Genomic DNA, 17,776 nt, shown 5'->3' with positions numbered 1-17,776 from the left:
CCTGGCAGGCGCGGGTGTGAGCGTCAGGCCGCCACGATGCGGCCCACGCCCGCAGCGCCTGCCACCACCTTGAGGGACTTGTCCGTGCTGGCCGTGTAGTTGCGGGTGGTGATGGTGTTCACGTACACCCAGTCGGCACGGCATTCGCTGGCCGTGGCGGTAAGCACCATGTAGCCACGGCGGGCGGTGTCGCAGTACTTCAGCGGGGCAATCATCTGCTGCAGCGCGCTGGCCAGCGTGGCGGGGTTTTCGCTGGGCAGGTAGTCCTCGAACCCCGGCGATGTGACGGACGAGGTGGCGAACTCCACGCCCACCGCGTTGCCGTTGCGGTCTTGCAGTTCGTTAGCCCAGGCGTTGTGCGTGTCGCCAGACAGCACCACCAGGTTCTTGCCCAGGCTGCGCGAGGTGGCGAGCACGGTCTCGCGCGCGGCCTGGTAGCCGTCCCATGCGTCCAGGTTATACGGAATGGAAGGCTGCGCCAGGATGGCCTGCTCGGCAGGCGTGAGGCTGCTGGGGTTGGTGCGCGCGCGGGCGGCCAAGGCGGCGTACTGGCTGAAAGACACCCCGGCACCGGGTTGCACCGTGCCCATGAGGATGGGGGCGGGAATGTTCATGCGGCCCATCAGCACCTGCTGCCCCAGCACTTGCCAGGTGGCAGTGGAGGCGGTCATTTGCTGCTGCAGCCACTGCGTTTGCGTGCTGCCCATCAACTGCCGGGTGGTGCTGCCCACGGCGGCGGTGAAGCCCGCCGCATCCAGGCCGCTGGCGGTGAAGAATTGGCTGTAGCTCAGTTGCTCATCGCGCCCTACCACGCGGGTGTCGAGCATGTGCAAGGCCATCAGGTTGCCAAAGGCAAAGCTGCGGTAGATCAGCTCGGGCTGCGCGTTGCGGGTTGGCATCCACTCGTGATAGGCCTGAATGGCCGCAGCCTTGCGGGCGCTGAAGCTGCCTTCGGTGGCGCTCTGGTGGTTCTCTGCTCCATCGCGCCAAGTGTCGTTGGCGACCTCGTGGTCGTCCCACACGGCAATCATGGGGGCGGCGGCGTGCAGGGCCTGCAGGTCGGTATCGGTCTTGTACTGCGCGTGGCGCTGGCGGTAGTCGGCCAGGCTAACGATCTCGTTGGCGGGCGCAGACAGACGGCCCATGGCACTGGCGTTGGCCGATGCGTAGCCGCCCTGGCCGTATTCGTAGATGTAGTCGCCCAGGTGCACGGTGGCGTCCAGGTCGTTGCGCTTGGCAGCATCGGCATAGACGTTGAAGTAACCCGCCGGGTAGTTGGAGCATGAAAACACGGCCAGCTTGACCTGCGGCACGTTGCCCGTGGGCAGCGTGCGTGTGCGCCCTGTGGCCGATGTGGCGGCGCTGGCGCGGAAGCGGTAGTAGTACACCGTGGCGGGCTTGAGGCCGCTGGCATCGACTTTGACGGTGAAGTCTTTGCTGGCCGCTGCCGTGGCCTGGCCTTGCGCCACCAGCGTGGTGAATGCACTGTCTGCAGCCACTTCCCAGCTCACCGGAATATCGCTGGTGTGCCCGGCGGGCGGAGTAACGCGGGTCCACAGGATCACGCGGTCGGCCAGCGGGTCGCCACTGGCAATGCCGTGGGCAAACTGTACCGCGGGGCCGTCGTCACCGCCGCCGCAAGCAGTCAGGGGCAGTGCGCTCAGCGCTGCAGCAGCTGCGCCCAGTTGGCGCACAAAGCGGCGGCGGCTGGGGTCGGTTTCGGCCGCGTCGCGAATGGGATGGGCCGTGTGGGGAAAACTGTGGGGGAAGAAGGGATGCGTCATGGCACTGTGAACGTGGGTGAAACACCCAAGCGTGCACGGTGCCCATGACGGGCTTGTGAAAGGTGCGTGAAGGCCGCGCAGGCAGAAAGCCCGCCACGCAGCCCTCTATGAGAAATAGGCCACTAGCGCTTGCAACATAAGCGCAGGCAGCTATTCTTTTTATAGTGTTTTGAACACTTCACGCGCAGCCGCTACGGTGGTGGCAATGTCGTCAGCGGTGTGCGCTCCGCTGACGAAGCCAGCCTCGTACAGCGCAGGCGCGATGTACACGCCGCGATCGAGCAGACCGTGGAACAGCTGGTTGAAGCGGGCGCTGTCGGTCTTGAGCACGGCGGGGTAGTTTTGGGGCAGCTCAGGCAGCAGGAAGAAGCCGAACATGCCGCCTTCGCAATCGGCGCTGAAGGGCACGCCTTCTTCCTTGGCGGCTTGGGCCAGCCCATCGACCAGCGAGCGGGTGGAGGCCGACAGTGCATCGAAGAAGCCGGGCTTCTTGATCTCGCGCAGCGTGGTCAGGCCGCAGGCGGTGGCCACAGGGTTGCCCGACAGGGTGCCTGCCTGGTACACGCCGCCCAGCGGGGCCAGATGTTCCATGATGGCGCGCGGGCCGCCAAAGGCCGCCAGCGGCATGCCGCCGCCAATCACCTTGCCCAGCACCGTCAGGTCTGGCTTGAAGCCTGGGATGCTCTTGGCGTACACGCTTTGCGCGCTGCCCAGGGCCACGCGGAAACCCGTCATCACTTCATCGAGCACCAGCAGCGCGCCGTACTCTGTGCACAGCTCGCGGCAGCGCTTCATGAAGGGCACGCTGGCGCGCACAAAGTTCATGTTGCCTGCGATGGGTTCGATCATCACGCAGGCCAGCTCCTTGCCGTGCAGGGCAAAGGCTTCTTCCAGCTGGGCGACGTTGTTGTATTCGAGCACGATGGTGTGCTGCACCACTTCGGGCGGTACGCCCGCGCTGGTGGCATTGCCAAACGTGGCCAGGCCCGAGCCCGCCTTGACCAGCAGCGAGTCTGCATGGCCGTGGTAGCAGCCCTCGAACTTGATGAACTTGCTGCGGCCGGTGGCACCGCGCGCAAGGCGAATGGCGCTCATACCCGCTTCAGTGCCCGAGCTGACGAGGCGGATCATCTCCATCGATGGCACGAGGCTCAGGATTTCTTCGGCCAGTTCTACTTCGCGTTCGGTGGGGGCGCCGAAGCTGAAGCCTTCCAGTGCGGCTTTTTGCACGGCTTCGAGCACGGCGGGGTGGCCGTGGCCCAGGATCATGGGACCCCAGGAGCCGATGTAGTCAATGAAGCGCTGATCGTTGGCGTCCCAAAAATAGGCGCCCTGCGCGCGCTTGACGAAGCGGGGTGTGCCACCCACCGCCTTGAAGGCCCGCACGGGCGAGTTCACGCCGCCGGGGATGAGTGCCTTGGCGCGTTCGAAAAGAGGAATGTTGAGGTCAGTGTTTGGTGTCATGGGGGGGCATTACAAAGCCTTCAATGGCCTGTGTTTCATCAAGAGATTCTTCGTCGTCTGCTTCGGCTTCATCTTCGGGTTGGGCCCAGAACATGCGGTCCGGAACAATGTGGCCCATGCCGGGCCGAAAGCCTGCATCCAGGCAGCGGTCCAGATAGGCCAGCGCTTCGCTGGTGGCTTCGCCCAGATCGGTGCCGCTGCCGACCAGCGCTGTGAGGGCGGCTGAGAGCGTATCGCCCGCGCCCGCAAAGGTGGCATCAAACAGCTCGAACTTGCCGCTGCCCATGACGGCCTGGGGAGATGCGAGCACGTTCTCAACAAACTGCTCTGGCAGCGGGATGCCGGTGACCAGGGTGTAGGGCACGCCCATCTCGGAGGCCGCGCGGGCGATGTCGCGTGCGGTGGGGCTGCGGTCACTGCTCCAGTCTGGCAGCAGCCAGCGCCAGAGCGTGCTGTGGTTTCCAACCAACACCGAAGTTTGTGGAAGCAGCAGCTCGCGAAAGGCGTCTAGGTACTCGTCAATCTGCTCTTCACGCCACCACGAAAGGTTGGGCATGTAGGCAATCACGGGCACTTCGTCGTAGTCGGTGGTGATCTCGGCGATGGTGCTGATGTTCTCGGTGCTGCCGACAAATCCGACCTTGATGGCCTGCACCGGCAGGTCTTCCAGCACGGCCCGGGCTTGCTCGGCCACGGCTTCGTCGTCGAGGCAGAAGTGATCGAATATTTGGGCAGTGTCCCGTGCGTAGGCCCCGGTGACCACGGCGATGGGATGACCACCGACCGAGGCAATGGTGCTGATGTCGCCCGTGAGCCCGCCTGCGCCACTGGGGTCGCTGGCGTTGAAGACGAGGATGCAGGCTGGGCTGGCCTCTTCCGGTGGACCGCTGTCGGTCACATCGGGGTCAGAAGGTGGGGGAGATTGATGGGTCATGATCCAGTTCCTGCGCCAATGGTGGCATAGAAGCAGCAGCCCGCAGAGATCACTAGATACAATCGTTGCATTCTATGTGAAGGCCCATTAAGCTGTGACCGACTCTAAGACGTGGATGTGTTTGATATGTGGTTGGATCTATGACGAGGCTGCAGGTTCACCTGAGCACGGCATCCCGCCCAACACACCTTGGGACCAGGTTCCGATGAACTGGACCTGCCCCGAATGCGGAGCCCGCAAAGAAGATTTTGAGATGGTGCAGATTTGAAGCGCGGCTCCTGCTGCGGTGTTTATTTTTTCCATCGGGAGCAGTAACAAATTGACTACAACAGGCGCATCTTTCAAGGTGCTCGTGGTGGATGACAGCAACACCATCCGTCGAAGCGCCGAGATTTTCCTCAAGCAGGGAGGGCACGAGGTACTGTTGGCTGATGATGGCTTTGATGCCTTGGCCAAGGTCAACGACTATCAGCCACAGCTGATCTTCTGCGACATCCTCATGCCCAAACTGGACGGCTACCAGACCTGCGCCATCATCAAGCGCAACGCCCGCTTTGCAGATACACCCGTGGTGATGCTTTCATCCAAGGACGGCGTGTTCGACAAGGCCCGTGGTCGCATGGTGGGCTGCCAGGACTACCTCACCAAACCCTTTACCAAAGACCAGTTGCTGCAGGCTGTGCAGCAATTTGGCAATTCCCAAATAGGAGCGATGTAATGCCCATCCAGAAAGTACTGGTCGTCGACGACTCGAAGACCGAGTTGATGTTCCTGACCGACCTGCTTCAGAAAAAAGGCATGCAAGTGCGCACGGCAGAAAATGCCGAAGAAGCCTTCCGCCGACTGGCTGAAGAAAAGCCTGACCTCATCCTGATGGATGTGGTCATGCCTGGTCAAAACGGTTTCCAGCTCACCCGCGCCATCAGCCGCGACCCGCTGTATGCAGATGTGCCCATCATCATGTGCACCAGCAAGAACCAGGAGACAGACCGCGTGTGGGGCATGCGCCAGGGCGCCCGCGGTTACATCACCAAGCCGGTGGATCCTGCAGAGCTGCAGTCCAAGATCGACGCGCTGAACTGAGGCTACGGCGCGTCCATGGCCAATCGCGAAGCCCTTCGAGAGCTCCAGGTACGTCTTGCTGGCCGTTTGCAGGCAGCGACGGGCGAGGGCTTGTCCGTGTCATCGTGGCTGGCCGTGGAAGCGGCTGGCCAGTTTTATCTGCTGCCGCTTGCGCAGTCGGGTGAGATTTTTCCTTGGGTCTCTGTGCAGACCGTCCCGTACACCCAGGCTTGGTTCCTGGGGGTTGCCAACCTGCGTGGCGGTTTGGTGGGGGTGGTTGATCTGGCTGGCCTGCTCGGCACGCCCGTGCAGCGCACAGAGCAGATGCTGGCAGACGCCAGCCTGCTGGCGTTCAACACCGCACTGGATGTGAACGCTGCCCTGCTGGTGGATCGTCTTGCCGGTTTGCGAGGCACCGAGGCGTTTGTGGCTTCGGAAGCGCCTGCCCAAGACGCACCTGCTTTTTTTGGCTCCACCTACATCGATGCGAGCGGTGTTCGCTGGCAAGAGCTGAACCTTCAAATCCTGTCCCAACATCCTGCATTCCTGAGCATCAGTGCTTGAGTTTTTCTGTAAGGCCGCACCATGTCCGTCGTCAATCAATTTGGAAAACTGTTCAATCGCAAGCCTGCGTCCTCCGATGCGGGACAGGGCGCTGACGGCAACAACGATTTGTTGTCCGCGGAAGCCAATGGCTTGGACGCAGGTACGTCGCGCGACCCTTACCAAGTAGATGCTCTCAACAGTGTGCAGGGTGATTCGGAGGGTGGCTACACCCTTGATCCTGCTGAAGCCCCGGGGGATGATGAACTCATCGCCCTGCCGGGTTTGGGCCGTGCCACTGCGGCAGCCCATCAGCGCCGTCTGCTGGGTTTGCTGGGCGTTGGTGTGGTGGCTCTGGGGCTGATTGCGGCGTGGGTGCTGCGTCAGGCAGATCAGTCTGCCCAGCAGCTCGCCGCTACGGGTCAGTCTCTGATGCAATCGCAGCGTCTGGCGAAGTCTGTGTCGCAGGCGCTGGTGGGTAGCCCCCAGGCTTTCCCTGATGTGGTGGAAAGCTCGGGCGTTTTGGCTCGCAACATTCGCGCTCTGACTGCTGGAGACAACGAATTGGGCGTGCCCCCGCTGGGCGAGCCCTACAAGCCCGAACTGGACTCGGTGAACCCCATGATGGAGCGCGCAGAGCGCAACGCTGGCGTGGTGATGGGACAGCAAAAGATTCTGACGCAGGTGGGCGACGCTCTGCGCACCATCAACCGCCAATCGTCTGACCTGCTGGAAATCGCAGAAACCGTTTCTTCGCTGAAGCTGCAGCAAAACGCACCTGCCTCCGAGATCTCCGCTGCGGGCCAGTTGGTGATGTTGACCCAGCGTATCGGTAAGTCTGCCAACGAATTCCAGACCATGGAAGGCGTGAGTCCAGAGGCCGTGTTCTTGCTGGGCAAGGACTTGAACTCTTTCAAAGAAATCGCCCAAGGCATGCTGGATGGCAGCCCCGAGTTGCGCCTTGCCGCTACCAAGGATGCTCAAACTCGCGAGCAGCTCGAAAACCTAGTGAAACTGTACGAACAGACCCGCACACAGGCCAGCGCGATCCTGGGTAACCTGCAAGGTCTGGTGTCTGCCCGTGAAGCGCAGTCTGCGATCATTGCAGACAGCGAACCCCTGCGCCGCCAACTGGAAACCCTGCAAACCAAACTGTCCGCACAAACGGGTGTGGGTGCTGGTCAACTGGCTGCGCTGGTGCTTGCCAGCGCATTCTTGCTGGTTTGCGGTTATCTGCTGTCTCGCGTGCAGCTGCTGGACAGCCGTAATCGTCAAAAAGCCGCTGAATTGCAGCAAAAGGAAGCCAAGCGGCAAGAGCAAGAGGCCAAGCGTGTCAACGATGCCAACCAGGCCGCCATTTTGCGTTTGATGAACGAACTGCAATCAGTTGCTGAAGGTGACTTGACGCAGGAAGCGACGGTGACCGAAGACATTACCGGCGCTATTGCTGACTCGGTGAACTACACGGTGGAAGAGTTGCGTCAGCTGGTGGGTAGTGTGCAGAACACGGCAACCCGGGTGGCTCAGACCACCGCCCAGGTGGACAGCACTTCCACAGAACTGCTTGCTGCCTCTACAGAGCAGCTGCGTGAAATTCGCGAAACAGGCCGCTCCGTTCTGGATATGGCGACTCGTATTAACGAGGTGTCTGCCCAAGCGCAAGAGTCTGCCTCGGTGGCCCGTCAATCGCTGCAAGCGGCCGACTCCGGTCTGCAGGCTGTGCAAAACGCCATCGGCGGTATGAACTCGATTCGTGACCAGATTCAGGATACCTCCAAGCGAATCAAGCGCCTTGGCGAATCTTCGCAAGAGATTGGTGAAATCACCGAACTGATTTCTGACATTACCGAACAGACCAACGTTCTGGCTCTGAACGCTGCTATTCAAGCTGCATCTGCCGGTGAAGCCGGTCGCGGCTTCTCTGTGGTGGCGGAAGAAGTGCAGCGCCTTGCTGAACGTTCTGCAGACGCGACGCGCCAGATTTCTGCGCTGGTGAAAGCCATTCAGACCGACACCCAAGATGCTGTGGCCGCTATGGAGCGCTCCACCCAAGGTGTGGTGGAAGGGGCTCGTCTGTCTGACTCTGCTGGTACTGCACTGACAGAAATTGACCGTGTGTCGCGTCGTCTTGCTGAGCTGATCGAGCAGATTTCGTCCTCTACGTCCCGCGAAGCTGTTCTCGCCAACGAAGTGGCCGACAACATCCAGCACATTTTTGCGGTGACTGAACAGACCGGTGAAGGTACGCGTACCACAGCACAACAGGTGCGTGAGCTTTCACACATGGCGGAAGAGCTGCGTCAGTCGGTGGCGCGTTTCAAGATCGCCTGACGTCAGTCATCAACCAGCTGGCTCATTGCAGCCGGGGACGAATCCATGTCATCTATTGATGTCAATAATGCACCGGCCGCAGAGTGGACCCACGGAGACCAAGATCTCGGGCCACTGGCTTGGGTGCTAGAGGAATTGCGCAAATCGCTGGGCGGTGCCGTCAAGTCGATGCGCCGCTTTGTGCGTGAGGCGGAACAAGCCCATGAGTCGGATCTCGCGTCATTGGATGCTGGTTCGCTGCGTATCGCGCGCCAGCAGTTGCACCAAGCCAGTGGTGCCCTGGAGATGGTGGGTATGGGACCCACGGCGCTGGTGCTGCGTGCCATGGAGTCGGCGGTTCAGAAGTTCGTGCAGAAGCCTGAGCTTTGCAATGACTCTGCAACGGATGTGATCGAGCGCGCCAGCTTTGCACTGATTGAATTTCTCGAAAGCGTTCTGGCCGGAAAGCAGGTCTCCCCGGTAGCGCTCTTCCCTCAATACCGTGATGTTCAGTCACTCGCAGGCGCAGACAGAGTCCATCCGGCTGACCTCTGGCCTGTAGAGAGGCGTTTCCGTGAGCCCGACCTGGATGTTTCTGCTGCACCTCTGCCATACGGTGCCGAGGCTCGGGCGCGGCTGGATGCCGCTGTTCTGAAGATCGTCAAGACTGGTGATTTGAAAGCCGCGCGAAGCATGCGGGACACCTGTCTGGGTTTCGTATCGGCGCAGCAAGACCGGCAATCACGGGCTTTCTGGAAGATTTGTGCGGGGTTCTTTGAGGCTTTCGCAGATGGTCTGTTGCCAGCCGACGTTTACGTGAAGCGCGTCGCTTCGCGTGTTCTGATGCAATACGCCACTTTGGCAAAAGGCGATACCACCATTGCAGATCGCCTGGTTCAGGACCTTTTGTTCTTCTGTTCTCAAGCCAAGTCTCCCGATGGTGCGCAGGCACCCGCCTTGCAGGCTGTTCGTCAGGCGTTTGCCTTGGATCGGTTCAAGCCAGTGGACTATGACACCGTCCGGTTCGGTCGGTTCGATCCTGCTTTGCTCGCTCAGGCACGCAAGCGTATCGCTGCTGCTACCGAAACCTGGTCAGCCTTGGCAGGAGGTGATCGCAACAAGATCAAGCCAGCGGCAGATCAGTTCAGCCTGGTGTGTGACTCGCTTCGCAAGCTCAACCCTGGCAGCGAGAGTCTGGCGGTAGCCCTCACCAACACCATGGAGGGCATTGCCCGGACAGGTGAGCCTCCTTCTGCAGCCTTGGCGATGGAAGTGGCCACATCGGTGCTGTACCTCCAGGCCGCTTTTGAAGAACTGGATGCTGCCGATGAGCAATTGGTAGAGCGCGCGGCACGGTTGGCCGAACGGCTGGAGTCTGTTGGCAGGGGTGCCGAGCCCGAGCCCCTTGAGCCCTGGATGGAAGAGCTGTACCGCCGTGTCAGCGATAACCAGACCATGGGCAGTGTGGTGGACGAGTTGCGCGCGACTTTGGCAGAAGCCGAAAAGTCACTCGATGCGTTCTTCCGCAATCCTCAGGACACCACTTTGCTGGCCCCAGTGCCGGGTTTCCTGGCACAGATGCGCGGCGTGCTTTCTGTGCTGGGTCTGGACCAGGCTTCGCTGGCGGTGGTGCGCATGCGTGACACTGTCGAGCGTCTCTTGATCAATGAAGTTCCCGAAGCGGAAAAGCAAGCTACCTTTGAAAAGTTGGGCAGCAGTCTGGGAGCGTTGGGCTTCCTCATCGACATGCTCAGCTACCAGCGCGCCATGGCGCGCAAGCTTTTCGTGTACGACGAAGAGCAGGGCGAGTTGCGTATCCTGACGGCCAAGTCGCGTGCCCGTGCGTCGGACGCAGTGGAAGAAGCCCCCGCCAAACTGGAGGCCCGTGCGCCACAACCCACGCCGGATGTGATTCCCCGGTTCCAGGCCGAGGAGCCGGAGGGTGTACCTACCGACTTCTCTCCCTTCCCAGGCATGCCCGCAGAGCCCAAAGAGGTGCCTGAGGCAGCGCCGCTGCTGGCGCCTGAGATGGATTTCGATCTCACTCCAACGGCACAGCCTGAGGTAGCCTCTGCACCGATAGCAGCCCCCGCGCCTGCTCCTGTTGCGATTGCTGTCAAAGAACCTGTGGATGTGGAAGACGAGCTGTTGGAAGTCTTCCTGGAAGAGGCTCGGGAGGTTGTAGTTACAGGTACAGGTGCGATTGCTGCGTTGAACGACGAGCCTGGCAACTTGAGCGAACAAACGACGCTGCGGCGCGCGTTTCATACGCTCAAGGGAAGCTCGCGCATGGTCGGCTTGAATGACTTTGGCGAGGCCGCCTGGGCTATGGAGCAGTTGCTCAATGCGTGGCTTGCTGAACAGAAGCCCATGCAGCCACCGCTGCTGGCGCTGTCGTCAGATGCTCTGCAGGCTTTTGATCGCTGGGCGGGTGATATTGCTTCGGGGGCTGCTACCCCTTGGAGTTCCGACGCATTCCGCCAATCCGCCGACGCTTTGCGTCTTGAAGGCAAAGTGGTCCCGCTGGCTCTGCCAGGTGGTGCTCCGGTGGAGGAAACCACTGTGCAGCCAGCTGCCGCTGAGCTGACGGAGATTACCGTGCCTGAGGTGCCTGAGGTGCCTGAGGTGCCTGAGGTGCCTGAGGCTGTCGATTTCCAGAACACCGAAATTGCGGAAAACGCCACCGATGTGGAGGCTGCTGCTGAACCCGCCCCATTGACTGCTACAGAACCTGAGGAAATTGACTTCTCAGCGTTTGCTGCTGCGGTTTCTGAGGCTGAGCCTGCGACGGCTCCTGCACCTCTGGAAGGGCTGGCCGCCAACGACGACGCTTTGGACTTTGCATTGCCGGATTTGGATCTTTCCGAGCCTGCACCCGCAGATGTTCAGCCTTCGATAGTCGAGGCGCAAGCCGACGCGGAGTTGTTGGAGCTTCCGGCTCTCGATGCTGTGTTGTCTGACGAGGTGGTGGTTTCCGATGCTTCAGTTGCCGTTGTCGAAGAGGCTGAAGTTCTGGAAGATCCTTCGCTGATTGCAGAATTCCCTGAACTGGCAGGGGTCCCGGCTGAGGAGGTCGTGGCCGAAACTCAGGTTGAAGAGCCTGTTCTCGAATCACCGACGACAGATGTAGAGCAGCCCATCTCTGAGCCTGAAGTGCCCATGGAAGAGGTGGTTCGTGAAGAGGCTGTCAAGGTCATTGAGAGCCTGCGCATTGGCCTGCCCCTTTACAACGTCTATCTGAACGAAGCCGACGAATGGTCTCGTCGTCTGGTGACTTGCCTGCAAGAGTGGTCGCTGGAACTGCACGAACCGTTGCCAGACACTGCCGTGGCGTTGGCTCACTCTCTGGCTGGCAGTTCCGCGACGGTCGGATTCACTGCCCTGTCGGACATGGCGCGTGTGCTGGAGCATGCGCTGCAGCATGTGCAATTGCAGTCCCGCGGGACTGAAGAGCAGGCTCGCGTATTCATGGACGCGGCAGAAGATATTCGTCGCTTGCTTCACCAGTTTGCGGCTGGCTTCCTCAAAGAACCCAATGAGGATGTACTTGAAGCGCTGCGTCAGATTCTGCAGACGGAAGTCAGTGCGACCCTTTCTCCCCCCGAGGAAGACGCCGACGAACTGCAGTCCTTCATGGATGCCGAAGCGGTGCAGGATAGCTCTGAACCTGACACTTCAATCCAGCCTGCCGTGGAGCAGGTAACTGAAATTGAAGAGCCTCAAGCAGGACTGGTTCCCGCACCAGCACCTGTCGTGGCGGCCCCCGTCGTTGCGCCAGCCCTGTCTGTGGTGGTGCGCGATACCTCCTCATTGGTGGTCGCGCATGACGTGGATGACGATATTGACGTCATCGACGTCATCGATCCTGACCTGTTCCCGATCTTTGAGGAAGAGGCCGCTGAACTGCTGCCGCAGTTGGGTGGAGCTTTGCGTCAGTGGGCCGCAAGACCAGACAACCTCAGTGCTCGCAGCGAAGTCCTTCGTGCCCTGCACACACTCAAAGGCAGTTCGCGTCTTGCGGGTGCGATGCGTCTGGGTGAGATGGCGCACCGGCTGGAATCGGCCATCGAGCAGATTGATGTAGAGACAGTCACTGCCGACCAGGTGGAGGCTTTGCAAGCCAGCTTTGACGGGCTGGAAGCCAACTTCAACGCCCTCAGCGCGCATGGCGGTCAGATCCCCGAGGCGGTTTCTGGCGACTCGACACCCGTCCTCCAATCTGCCGAGCCCGTACTGGCTGCCGCGGCAGATGCACCTGTGGCTGGCAAGGCAGAGGCATTGCCCTCCACCCCTGCCGTTCGTCTGCCCACGCCTTCGCAACTGGCTCCCCTGCGTGTGGCGGGTAACCAGTCGGTGCGGGTGCGTGCACAGCTGCTGGACCGCTTGGTCAATCAAGCCGGTGAGGTGATGATCAGCCGTTCGCGTCTGGACGTGCGACTGGGCCAGTTCCGCAGCTCATTGAACGATCTCTCGGGCAACCTGGATCGTCTGCGTCAACAGCTGCGTGACATTGAAGTGCAGGCCGAGTCGCAGATGCAGTCGCGCATGGCCTTGGCCAAGGATTCTGCAGCGGGCTTCGATCCGCTCGAATTCGACCGCTTTACCCGCGTGCAGGAGCTCACGCGCATGATGGCCGAGTCGGTGAACGACGTGGCGACCGTGCAGCGTAACTTGCAGCGCGCCATGGAAGGTGCCGAAGACGACCTGATTGCTCAAGGCCGCCAAGCCCGTGAATTGCAGCGCGATTTGCTGCGCACGCGTATGGTGGAGTTCGAAGGCATTGCCGAGCGGCTCTATGCCGTGGTGCGCCAGGCCTCCAAGGAGACCAGCAAGCAGATCAAGCTGGACATCACTGGCGGCACCATTGAAATGGACCGTGGCGTGCTGGACCGTATGACACCTGCGTTCGAGCACTTGCTGCGCAACTGCGTTGCCCATGGCATCGAGGAACCAGAAGTGCGCGTGGCTGCGGGCAAACCGGCCACAGGCACCATCACGGTGGATTTACGGCACGAAGGCAACGACGTGTCGGTAGAGTTCCGTGACGATGGCGCTGGTCTGAACCTGCCCCGCATTCGCGAGAAGGCGCTGGCCCAAGGGCTGCTGGAGCCTGGCACGGAACTGACGGATGAAGCAGCTGCCAATCTGATCTTCATGCCTGGTTTCAGTACGGCCACTGAGGTCACTGGGCTGGCAGGTCGTGGCATTGGCATGGATGTGGTCCGTGCAGAAATCAACGCCTTGGGTGGCCGGATCGAAACCTCCACCAAAACGGGCGAAGGGGCCGCATTCCGCATGGTTCTGCCCCTGACCACGGCGGTGACGCAGGTGGTGATGTTGCGGGCGGGCGAGTTGTCGGTGGGCGTCCCTGCCAACCTGGTGGAGATCGTGCGCCGCACTTCTGCCAAGGATCTGGAAGAAGCCTACCGTAGCGGCTATTTCGATGACGGCCTGGAAAAGGTACCGTTCTTCTGGTCCGGGGCGTTGTTGCAGTCTTCGGCACGCAGCAACGAACCTGCAGGCAAAACACGCCCCGTGGTAGTGTTCCGCAGTGCGTCGCAGCGTGTGGCCATGCACGTTGATGAAGTTCTGGGCAACCAGGAAGTGGTGGTGAAGAACCTGGGGCCTCAGCTGTCGCGGTTGCCCGGTTTGGCAGGTATGTCCGTGCTGGCCTCTGGCGCTGTGGTGCTGATTTACAACCCCGTGGCTCTGGCAACGGTGTACGGCGATCAGGTGCGGGCTGCCAGCGCAGGCGTATCGATGCTGGCCGAGACGGACGGCCCCGATGCACCCAAGACCCCTGTCGCCAGTGCAATGGCAGGCCCCAGCCAGGTGCCGCTCATCCTGGTGGTGGACGATTCGATCACGGTGCGCCGCGTGACCCAGCGTTTGCTGCAGCGCGAAGGCTACCGGGTTGCGCTCGCGGCCGATGGTCTTCAGGCCCTGGAGCGCCTGCAGGAAGAGCGGCCCACCGTGGTCCTGTCGGATATCGAAATGCCCCGTATGGACGGTTTCGATCTGGCGCGCAATATCCGTTCGGACAGTGCGCTGCGTGACCTCCCCATCATCATGATCACTTCGCGTATTGCTGAAAAGCACCGTGAGCATGCGATGGAACTGGGTGTGAACCACTACCTGGGCAAGCCCTATTCTGATGAAGAGCTGCTCAGCTTGATTCAGCACTACGCACGTCTGGCGGCTGCGACAGCGGAAGTCTGACCGGAGTAAAAGGCTCAAGGCCTCATCAAGGCCACAGTATCAACGGCGGAAGTCTTTCGGGACTTCCGCCGTTTTTTATGGCCTGCGTGTGGTTGTAGGTGCTGGTCTAAGAACCTGTTCAAAATCTTTTTGGGGATCGCATTGGAGTGCAATCGGGATGAGTGGATGCTTCGGATGCGCCGCATGGGCTCATGCCCATGCAAGCAGCCGGGGCGTCCAATCACCCGATTTCACTCCAACCCTTCGGGCAAGTGGCTTGCCGGGCGGTCTGCGTTGTTGCACCGCTTGCCAATAGCACGGGCTATTGGCGGCGCGCTGCGCCTAGCAGCCCATCCCCTAGCCGGGCGCCCGGCAAGACACTTGTGCGACCCTAAAAAGATCTTGAACAGGTTCTAAGGGTTGAAATGGTTTCAGGCAGGGGCCTTGACCACCGCGTAGCGCTCCAGCGTCTTGCGGCGCGCTTCATCGTGTTGCACGACCGGGTAGGGGAAGTCGCGCCCCAGCGTGACATGGGCTTCCTGCAATTCCAGTGGCTTGGCCAGCCAGGGGGCGTGGATGGCTTTGGCGCTGAGCCCCGCCAGTGAGGGCAGGTAGCGCCGGATGAATTTGCCTTCGGGGTCAAACTTCTCGCTCTGGCTCACCGGATTGAAGATGCGGAAATAGGGCTGCGCGTCACACCCGCTCGAGCTGGCCCATTGCCAGCCGCCGTTGTTGGCTGCCAGATCGAAGTCGTTGAGTTTGAGTGCGAAGTAGCGTTCACCCCAGCGCCAATCGATGCCCAAATCCTTGGTCAGAAAGCTGGCTACCACCATGCGCAAGCGGTTGTGCATGTACCCCGTCTGGTTGAGCTGCGCCATGGCGGCATCCACGATGGGATAACCCGTTTGCCCGTCGCACCAGGCCTGAAATAGCGTCTGCGCTGCCTCGCCGTCCTCCCAGGCTATGGCATCGTAGGCGGGCTTGAAGCTGCGCTCAGCCACATGCGGGTGGTGGTAGAGGATCTGAAAGTAGAAATCCCGCCAGATCAGCTCAGTGAGCCAAGTGGTGGCTCCAGGGTTGCCCTGTTGGGCCAGTGCATGCGCGGTGCGCGCCAGAAGCCGTGGCGATATCGTGCCAAAGCGCAAATGCACACTCAGGTAGCTGGGGCCCTTCACTGCCGGAAAGTTGCGTGTTTCCTCGTAGCGGCTGATGCGCTGCAAGAAATCATCAAAAAGCTGCTGCGCCCCTTGGCTGCCTGTGGGCAGCTTGAGCTGCGAAAGCCCTGCGGGCTCAAACCCCATCTCCTGCAGCGTGGGCACGGGGCGATTCAGTGCGTCTGGTCTGGGTGCTAGGCGGTGGGCATGGCGTTCTACCGGATAACTTTGAAGGTAGAACGGATTGATGGTCTTGAGCCATGCGTTTTTGTAAGGGGTGAACACGCTGTAAGGGCTACCCGACTGGGTCAGTACCTCGCTGCGCTCCAGCACCGTATGGTCCTTGAAGGTGTGCATGGCAATGCCGAGCCGGCTGAGCTGTGCCCGCACGTGGTCATCCCTCGCCAGCGCCTGGGGTTCGTCGTCATGGTTCACGAAAACGGCCTGTACGCCCATTTGTGTGGCCAACGAAGGAATCGCTTGCGTGGCCGCAGCATGCGACAAGATCAACCCGCCTTGGGGGTGGGTGCTGAGCGAGCGCAGGTTTTCGTCCAGCTCGATCAAAGATTCTCGGATGAACTCCACCCTGCGGTCCGTGCGGGGCAGTGCGTCGAGAATCTCCGTGTCGAAGATGAAAACGCAGTGCACCTGCTGGCAGCGTGTCAGTGCGTGGTAGAGGGCCGCGTGGTCACTCGCGCGCAAATCGCGGCGGAACCAGACGAGGCCTGTGGCGTAAGTGGGCTCCATGTTCACCGTTAAAATTGGGCAATGTCTTCCGATTCTGCGCCCATCAACCTGACGCATCATTTCCTGATCGCCATGCCCGGTCTCGAAGATGAGTCTTTCGCGCGCAGTGTGGTGTACCTGTGCGAGCACAGCGAGCGTGGCGCGCTGGGGCTCATCATCAACAAACCTTCCGACATCACCCTCAAGGGCCTTTTTGACAAGGTGGACCTCTCCTTGCGCCGCGAGGACTTGTCCAGAGAGCCCGTCTTTCAGGGCGGCCCCGTTCAAACCGAGCGGGGCTTTGTGCTGCATGAGCCCATGCTGGCCATGGACAGCGGTGCCGAAGAGTCTGCTTACGCCTCCAGCATGTCCATCCCCGGTGGTCTGGAAATGACCACATCGAAGGATGTACTCGAAGCGCTTTCCACCGGTGCCGGGCCCCGGCGCGTGCTGGTCACGCTGGGTTATTCGTCCTGGGGCGAAGGGCAACTGGAGTCTGAACTGGCAGAAAACGCCTGGCTGACGGTGGGTGCAGACCTCTCGGTGATTTTTGACACCCCTGTGCCTGAGCGCTACGACCGCGCCCTGGCCTTGCTGGGCCTGCAGGCCTGGATGCTTTCTCCTGAGGCGGGGCACGCATGACCGGGCTTCCCGCTCAGCCCACCGCTTCCGCTTCACCAGCCGTTCCCGCGCATTTCCAGACTTTTCTTGCTTTTGATTTCGGGCTCAAGCGCACGGGGGTTGCCTCGGGCAACCGCATGCTGCGCACCGCCAGTCCGCAACAGACCATCAAGGCAGAGGGCGATGCCCGGTTTGAGCAGGTGGCGCAGCGCATCAAGGAATGGCAGCCCGATGCCCTGGTGATTGGTGTGCCCTACCACCCCGACGGAGCCAGTCACGAGAACACGCAGCGCGCCCTCAAGTTCGGGCGCCAGCTGCGGGGGCGTTTCGGGTTGCAGGTGTTTGAAGTGGACGAGCGCTACAGCACCACCGAAGCCATTGCCCAAGGGGCCAAGGATGCGGATGCCGCGTCGGCCTGCATCATCCTGGAACAGTTTTTGAGGAACCTCCCATGACCCTTTCTCCTGCCGGCCAGGCCGGCAGCCTCGTGCTGGATGCCGAGGCCCTGTACCGTGAACTGCTGCGCGGTGTGCGCAGCATGCTGACCCCCACGACGCGACTGGCGGGCATCGCCTCGGGCGGTGCCTGGCTGGCCGAGCGCCTGCAGAAGGACCTGGGCCTGGACGGCGCTCCCGGAGTGCTGTCCTCGGTCATGCACCGCGATGACTTTGCCCAGCGTGGTCTGGCCACCGGTGCGCAGACCAGCCTGCCCTTCGATGTGGATGGTGCCGATGTGCTGGTGCTTGATGACGTGCTCTTCACCGGTCGCACTATCCGTGCCGTGCTCAATGAGCTGTTCGACTATGGCCGCCCCGCCAGCGTGCGCCTGGCCGTGCTGGTAGACCGCGGCGGGCGCGAATTGCCCGTGCAGGCCGACTTTGCCGCCGCCCGCGTGGCATTGCCGGGTAACCAGTCGCTTGCCCTGGCCCGTGATGCGGGCGGCAGTTTCCAGTTCCAAGTCCAAGACAAAGACTAAAGAG

General features: G+C 61.2%; 13 protein-coding genes. 9 read left to right on the top strand and 4 right to left on the bottom strand.

Annotation, left to right across the window (positions count from 1 at the left end; genetic code table 11):
* Positions 1–23 precede the first annotated feature (23 nt).
* The 3 genes from AACH87_RS17430 to AACH87_RS17420 all read right to left on the bottom strand — a co-directional run bounded on the left by AACH87_RS17430 (position 24) and on the right by AACH87_RS17420 (position 4,182).
* Positions 24–1,784, bottom strand: a complete 1,761-nt coding sequence (locus AACH87_RS17430; RefSeq protein ID WP_338795774.1) for an alkaline phosphatase D family protein — start codon at positions 1,782–1,784, stop codon at positions 24–26.
* A gap of 159 nt (positions 1,785–1,943) precedes the next feature.
* Positions 1,944–3,248, bottom strand: coding sequence for a glutamate-1-semialdehyde 2,1-aminomutase (gene hemL, locus AACH87_RS17425; protein WP_338795773.1), 1,305 nt, complete (start codon positions 3,246–3,248; stop codon positions 1,944–1,946).
* Complete coding sequence (locus AACH87_RS17420; RefSeq protein WP_338795772.1) at positions 3,232–4,182, bottom strand: bifunctional hydroxymethylpyrimidine kinase/phosphomethylpyrimidine kinase; 951 nt, start codon at positions 4,180–4,182, stop codon at positions 3,232–3,234. The genes hemL and AACH87_RS17420 overlap by 17 nt, the downstream gene beginning before the upstream one ends.
* A 94-nt stretch (positions 4,183–4,276) precedes the next feature.
* Here AACH87_RS17420 and AACH87_RS17415 point away from each other — a divergent pair, with 94 nt between their 5' ends.
* The 6 genes from AACH87_RS17415 to AACH87_RS17390 are packed head-to-tail and all read left to right on the top strand — an operon-like array spanning position 4,277 to position 14,316.
* Positions 4,277–4,450: a rubredoxin gene (locus AACH87_RS17415; RefSeq protein ID WP_338795771.1), complete on the top strand. Its 174-nt coding sequence runs from the start codon at positions 4,277–4,279 to the stop codon at positions 4,448–4,450.
* 51 nt (positions 4,451–4,501) lie between these two features.
* Positions 4,502–4,900 carry a response regulator gene (locus tag AACH87_RS17410; protein WP_338795770.1) on the top strand — a complete coding sequence of 133 codons (399 nt, stop codon included), beginning with the start codon at positions 4,502–4,504 and terminating at the stop codon, positions 4,898–4,900.
* Positions 4,900–5,265 (top strand): response regulator, encoded by a 366-nt coding sequence (locus tag AACH87_RS17405; protein ID WP_044398821.1) that lies wholly within the window; start codon positions 4,900–4,902, stop codon positions 5,263–5,265. Before AACH87_RS17410 ends, AACH87_RS17405 begins: the two co-directional genes overlap by 1 nt.
* A 15-nt stretch (positions 5,266–5,280) precedes the next feature.
* Positions 5,281–5,808 carry a chemotaxis protein CheW gene (locus tag AACH87_RS17400; protein WP_338795768.1) on the top strand — a complete coding sequence of 176 codons (528 nt, stop codon included), beginning with the start codon at positions 5,281–5,283 and terminating at the stop codon, positions 5,806–5,808.
* 21 nt (positions 5,809–5,829) lie between these two features.
* Positions 5,830–8,118, top strand: coding sequence for a methyl-accepting chemotaxis protein (locus tag AACH87_RS17395; RefSeq protein WP_338795767.1), 2,289 nt, complete (start codon positions 5,830–5,832; stop codon positions 8,116–8,118).
* Between the two features lie 45 nt (positions 8,119–8,163).
* The gene (locus AACH87_RS17390; RefSeq protein ID WP_338795766.1) at positions 8,164–14,316 is read left to right on the top strand and encodes an Hpt domain-containing protein; all 6,153 of its coding nucleotides are present in this window, start codon (positions 8,164–8,166) and stop codon (positions 14,314–14,316) included.
* 410 nt (positions 14,317–14,726) lie between these two features.
* Here AACH87_RS17390 and AACH87_RS17385 read toward each other — a convergent pair whose 3' ends face one another.
* Positions 14,727–16,196, bottom strand: a complete 1,470-nt coding sequence (locus AACH87_RS17385) for a deoxyribodipyrimidine photo-lyase (protein WP_338795764.1) — start codon at positions 16,194–16,196, stop codon at positions 14,727–14,729.
* Between the two features lie 21 nt (positions 16,197–16,217).
* Here AACH87_RS17385 and AACH87_RS17380 point away from each other — a divergent pair, with 21 nt between their 5' ends.
* Genes AACH87_RS17380 through pyrR form a run of 3 tightly spaced genes read left to right on the top strand, consistent with a single transcriptional unit; the run spans position 16,218 to position 17,772 of the window.
* The gene (locus AACH87_RS17380) at positions 16,218–16,817 is read left to right on the top strand and encodes a YqgE/AlgH family protein (protein WP_338795763.1); all 600 of its coding nucleotides are present in this window, start codon (positions 16,218–16,220) and stop codon (positions 16,815–16,817) included.
* Positions 16,814–17,251 (top strand): Holliday junction resolvase RuvX, encoded by a 438-nt coding sequence (gene ruvX / locus AACH87_RS17375; protein ID WP_338795762.1) that lies wholly within the window; start codon positions 16,814–16,816, stop codon positions 17,249–17,251. Before AACH87_RS17380 ends, ruvX begins: the two co-directional genes overlap by 4 nt.
* Entirely contained in the window at positions 17,248–17,772 is a 525-nt protein-coding gene (gene pyrR / locus AACH87_RS17370) for a bifunctional pyr operon transcriptional regulator/uracil phosphoribosyltransferase PyrR (RefSeq protein WP_338795761.1), read from the top strand. Before ruvX ends, pyrR begins: the two co-directional genes overlap by 4 nt.
* The last annotated feature ends 4 nt before the right edge of the window (positions 17,773–17,776 follow it).

It is taken from the genome of Acidovorax sp. DW039 (assembly GCF_037101375.1).
GTDB lineage: Bacteria > Pseudomonadota > Gammaproteobacteria > Burkholderiales > Burkholderiaceae_C > Acidovorax.
This window is presented reverse-complemented; position numbering and strand designations above follow the sequence as displayed.

Bases quoted from the DNA above. Each gene is read 5' to 3' on its own strand.
- AACH87_RS17430 (WP_338795774.1), bottom strand. From the start codon at position 1,784: ATGACGCATCCCTTCTTCCCCCACAGTTTTCCCCACACGGCCCATCCC.
- hemL (WP_338795773.1), bottom strand. From the start codon at position 3,248: ATGACACCAAACACTGACCTCAACATTCCTCTTTTCGAACGCGCCAAG.
- AACH87_RS17420 (WP_338795772.1), bottom strand. From the start codon at position 4,182: ATGACCCATCAATCTCCCCCACCTTCTGACCCCGATGTGACCGACAGC.
- AACH87_RS17405 (WP_044398821.1), top strand. From the start codon at position 4,900: ATGCCCATCCAGAAAGTACTGGTCGTCGACGACTCGAAGACCGAGTTG.
- AACH87_RS17400 (WP_338795768.1), top strand. From the start codon at position 5,281: ATGGCCAATCGCGAAGCCCTTCGAGAGCTCCAGGTACGTCTTGCTGGC.
- AACH87_RS17395 (WP_338795767.1), top strand. From the start codon at position 5,830: ATGTCCGTCGTCAATCAATTTGGAAAACTGTTCAATCGCAAGCCTGCG.
- AACH87_RS17390 (WP_338795766.1), top strand. From the start codon at position 8,164: ATGTCATCTATTGATGTCAATAATGCACCGGCCGCAGAGTGGACCCAC.
- AACH87_RS17385 (WP_338795764.1), bottom strand. From the start codon at position 16,196: ATGGAGCCCACTTACGCCACAGGCCTCGTCTGGTTCCGCCGCGATTTG.
- AACH87_RS17380 (WP_338795763.1), top strand. From the start codon at position 16,218: ATGTCTTCCGATTCTGCGCCCATCAACCTGACGCATCATTTCCTGATC.
- ruvX (WP_338795762.1), top strand. From the start codon at position 16,814: ATGACCGGGCTTCCCGCTCAGCCCACCGCTTCCGCTTCACCAGCCGTT.
- pyrR (WP_338795761.1), top strand. From the start codon at position 17,248: ATGACCCTTTCTCCTGCCGGCCAGGCCGGCAGCCTCGTGCTGGATGCC.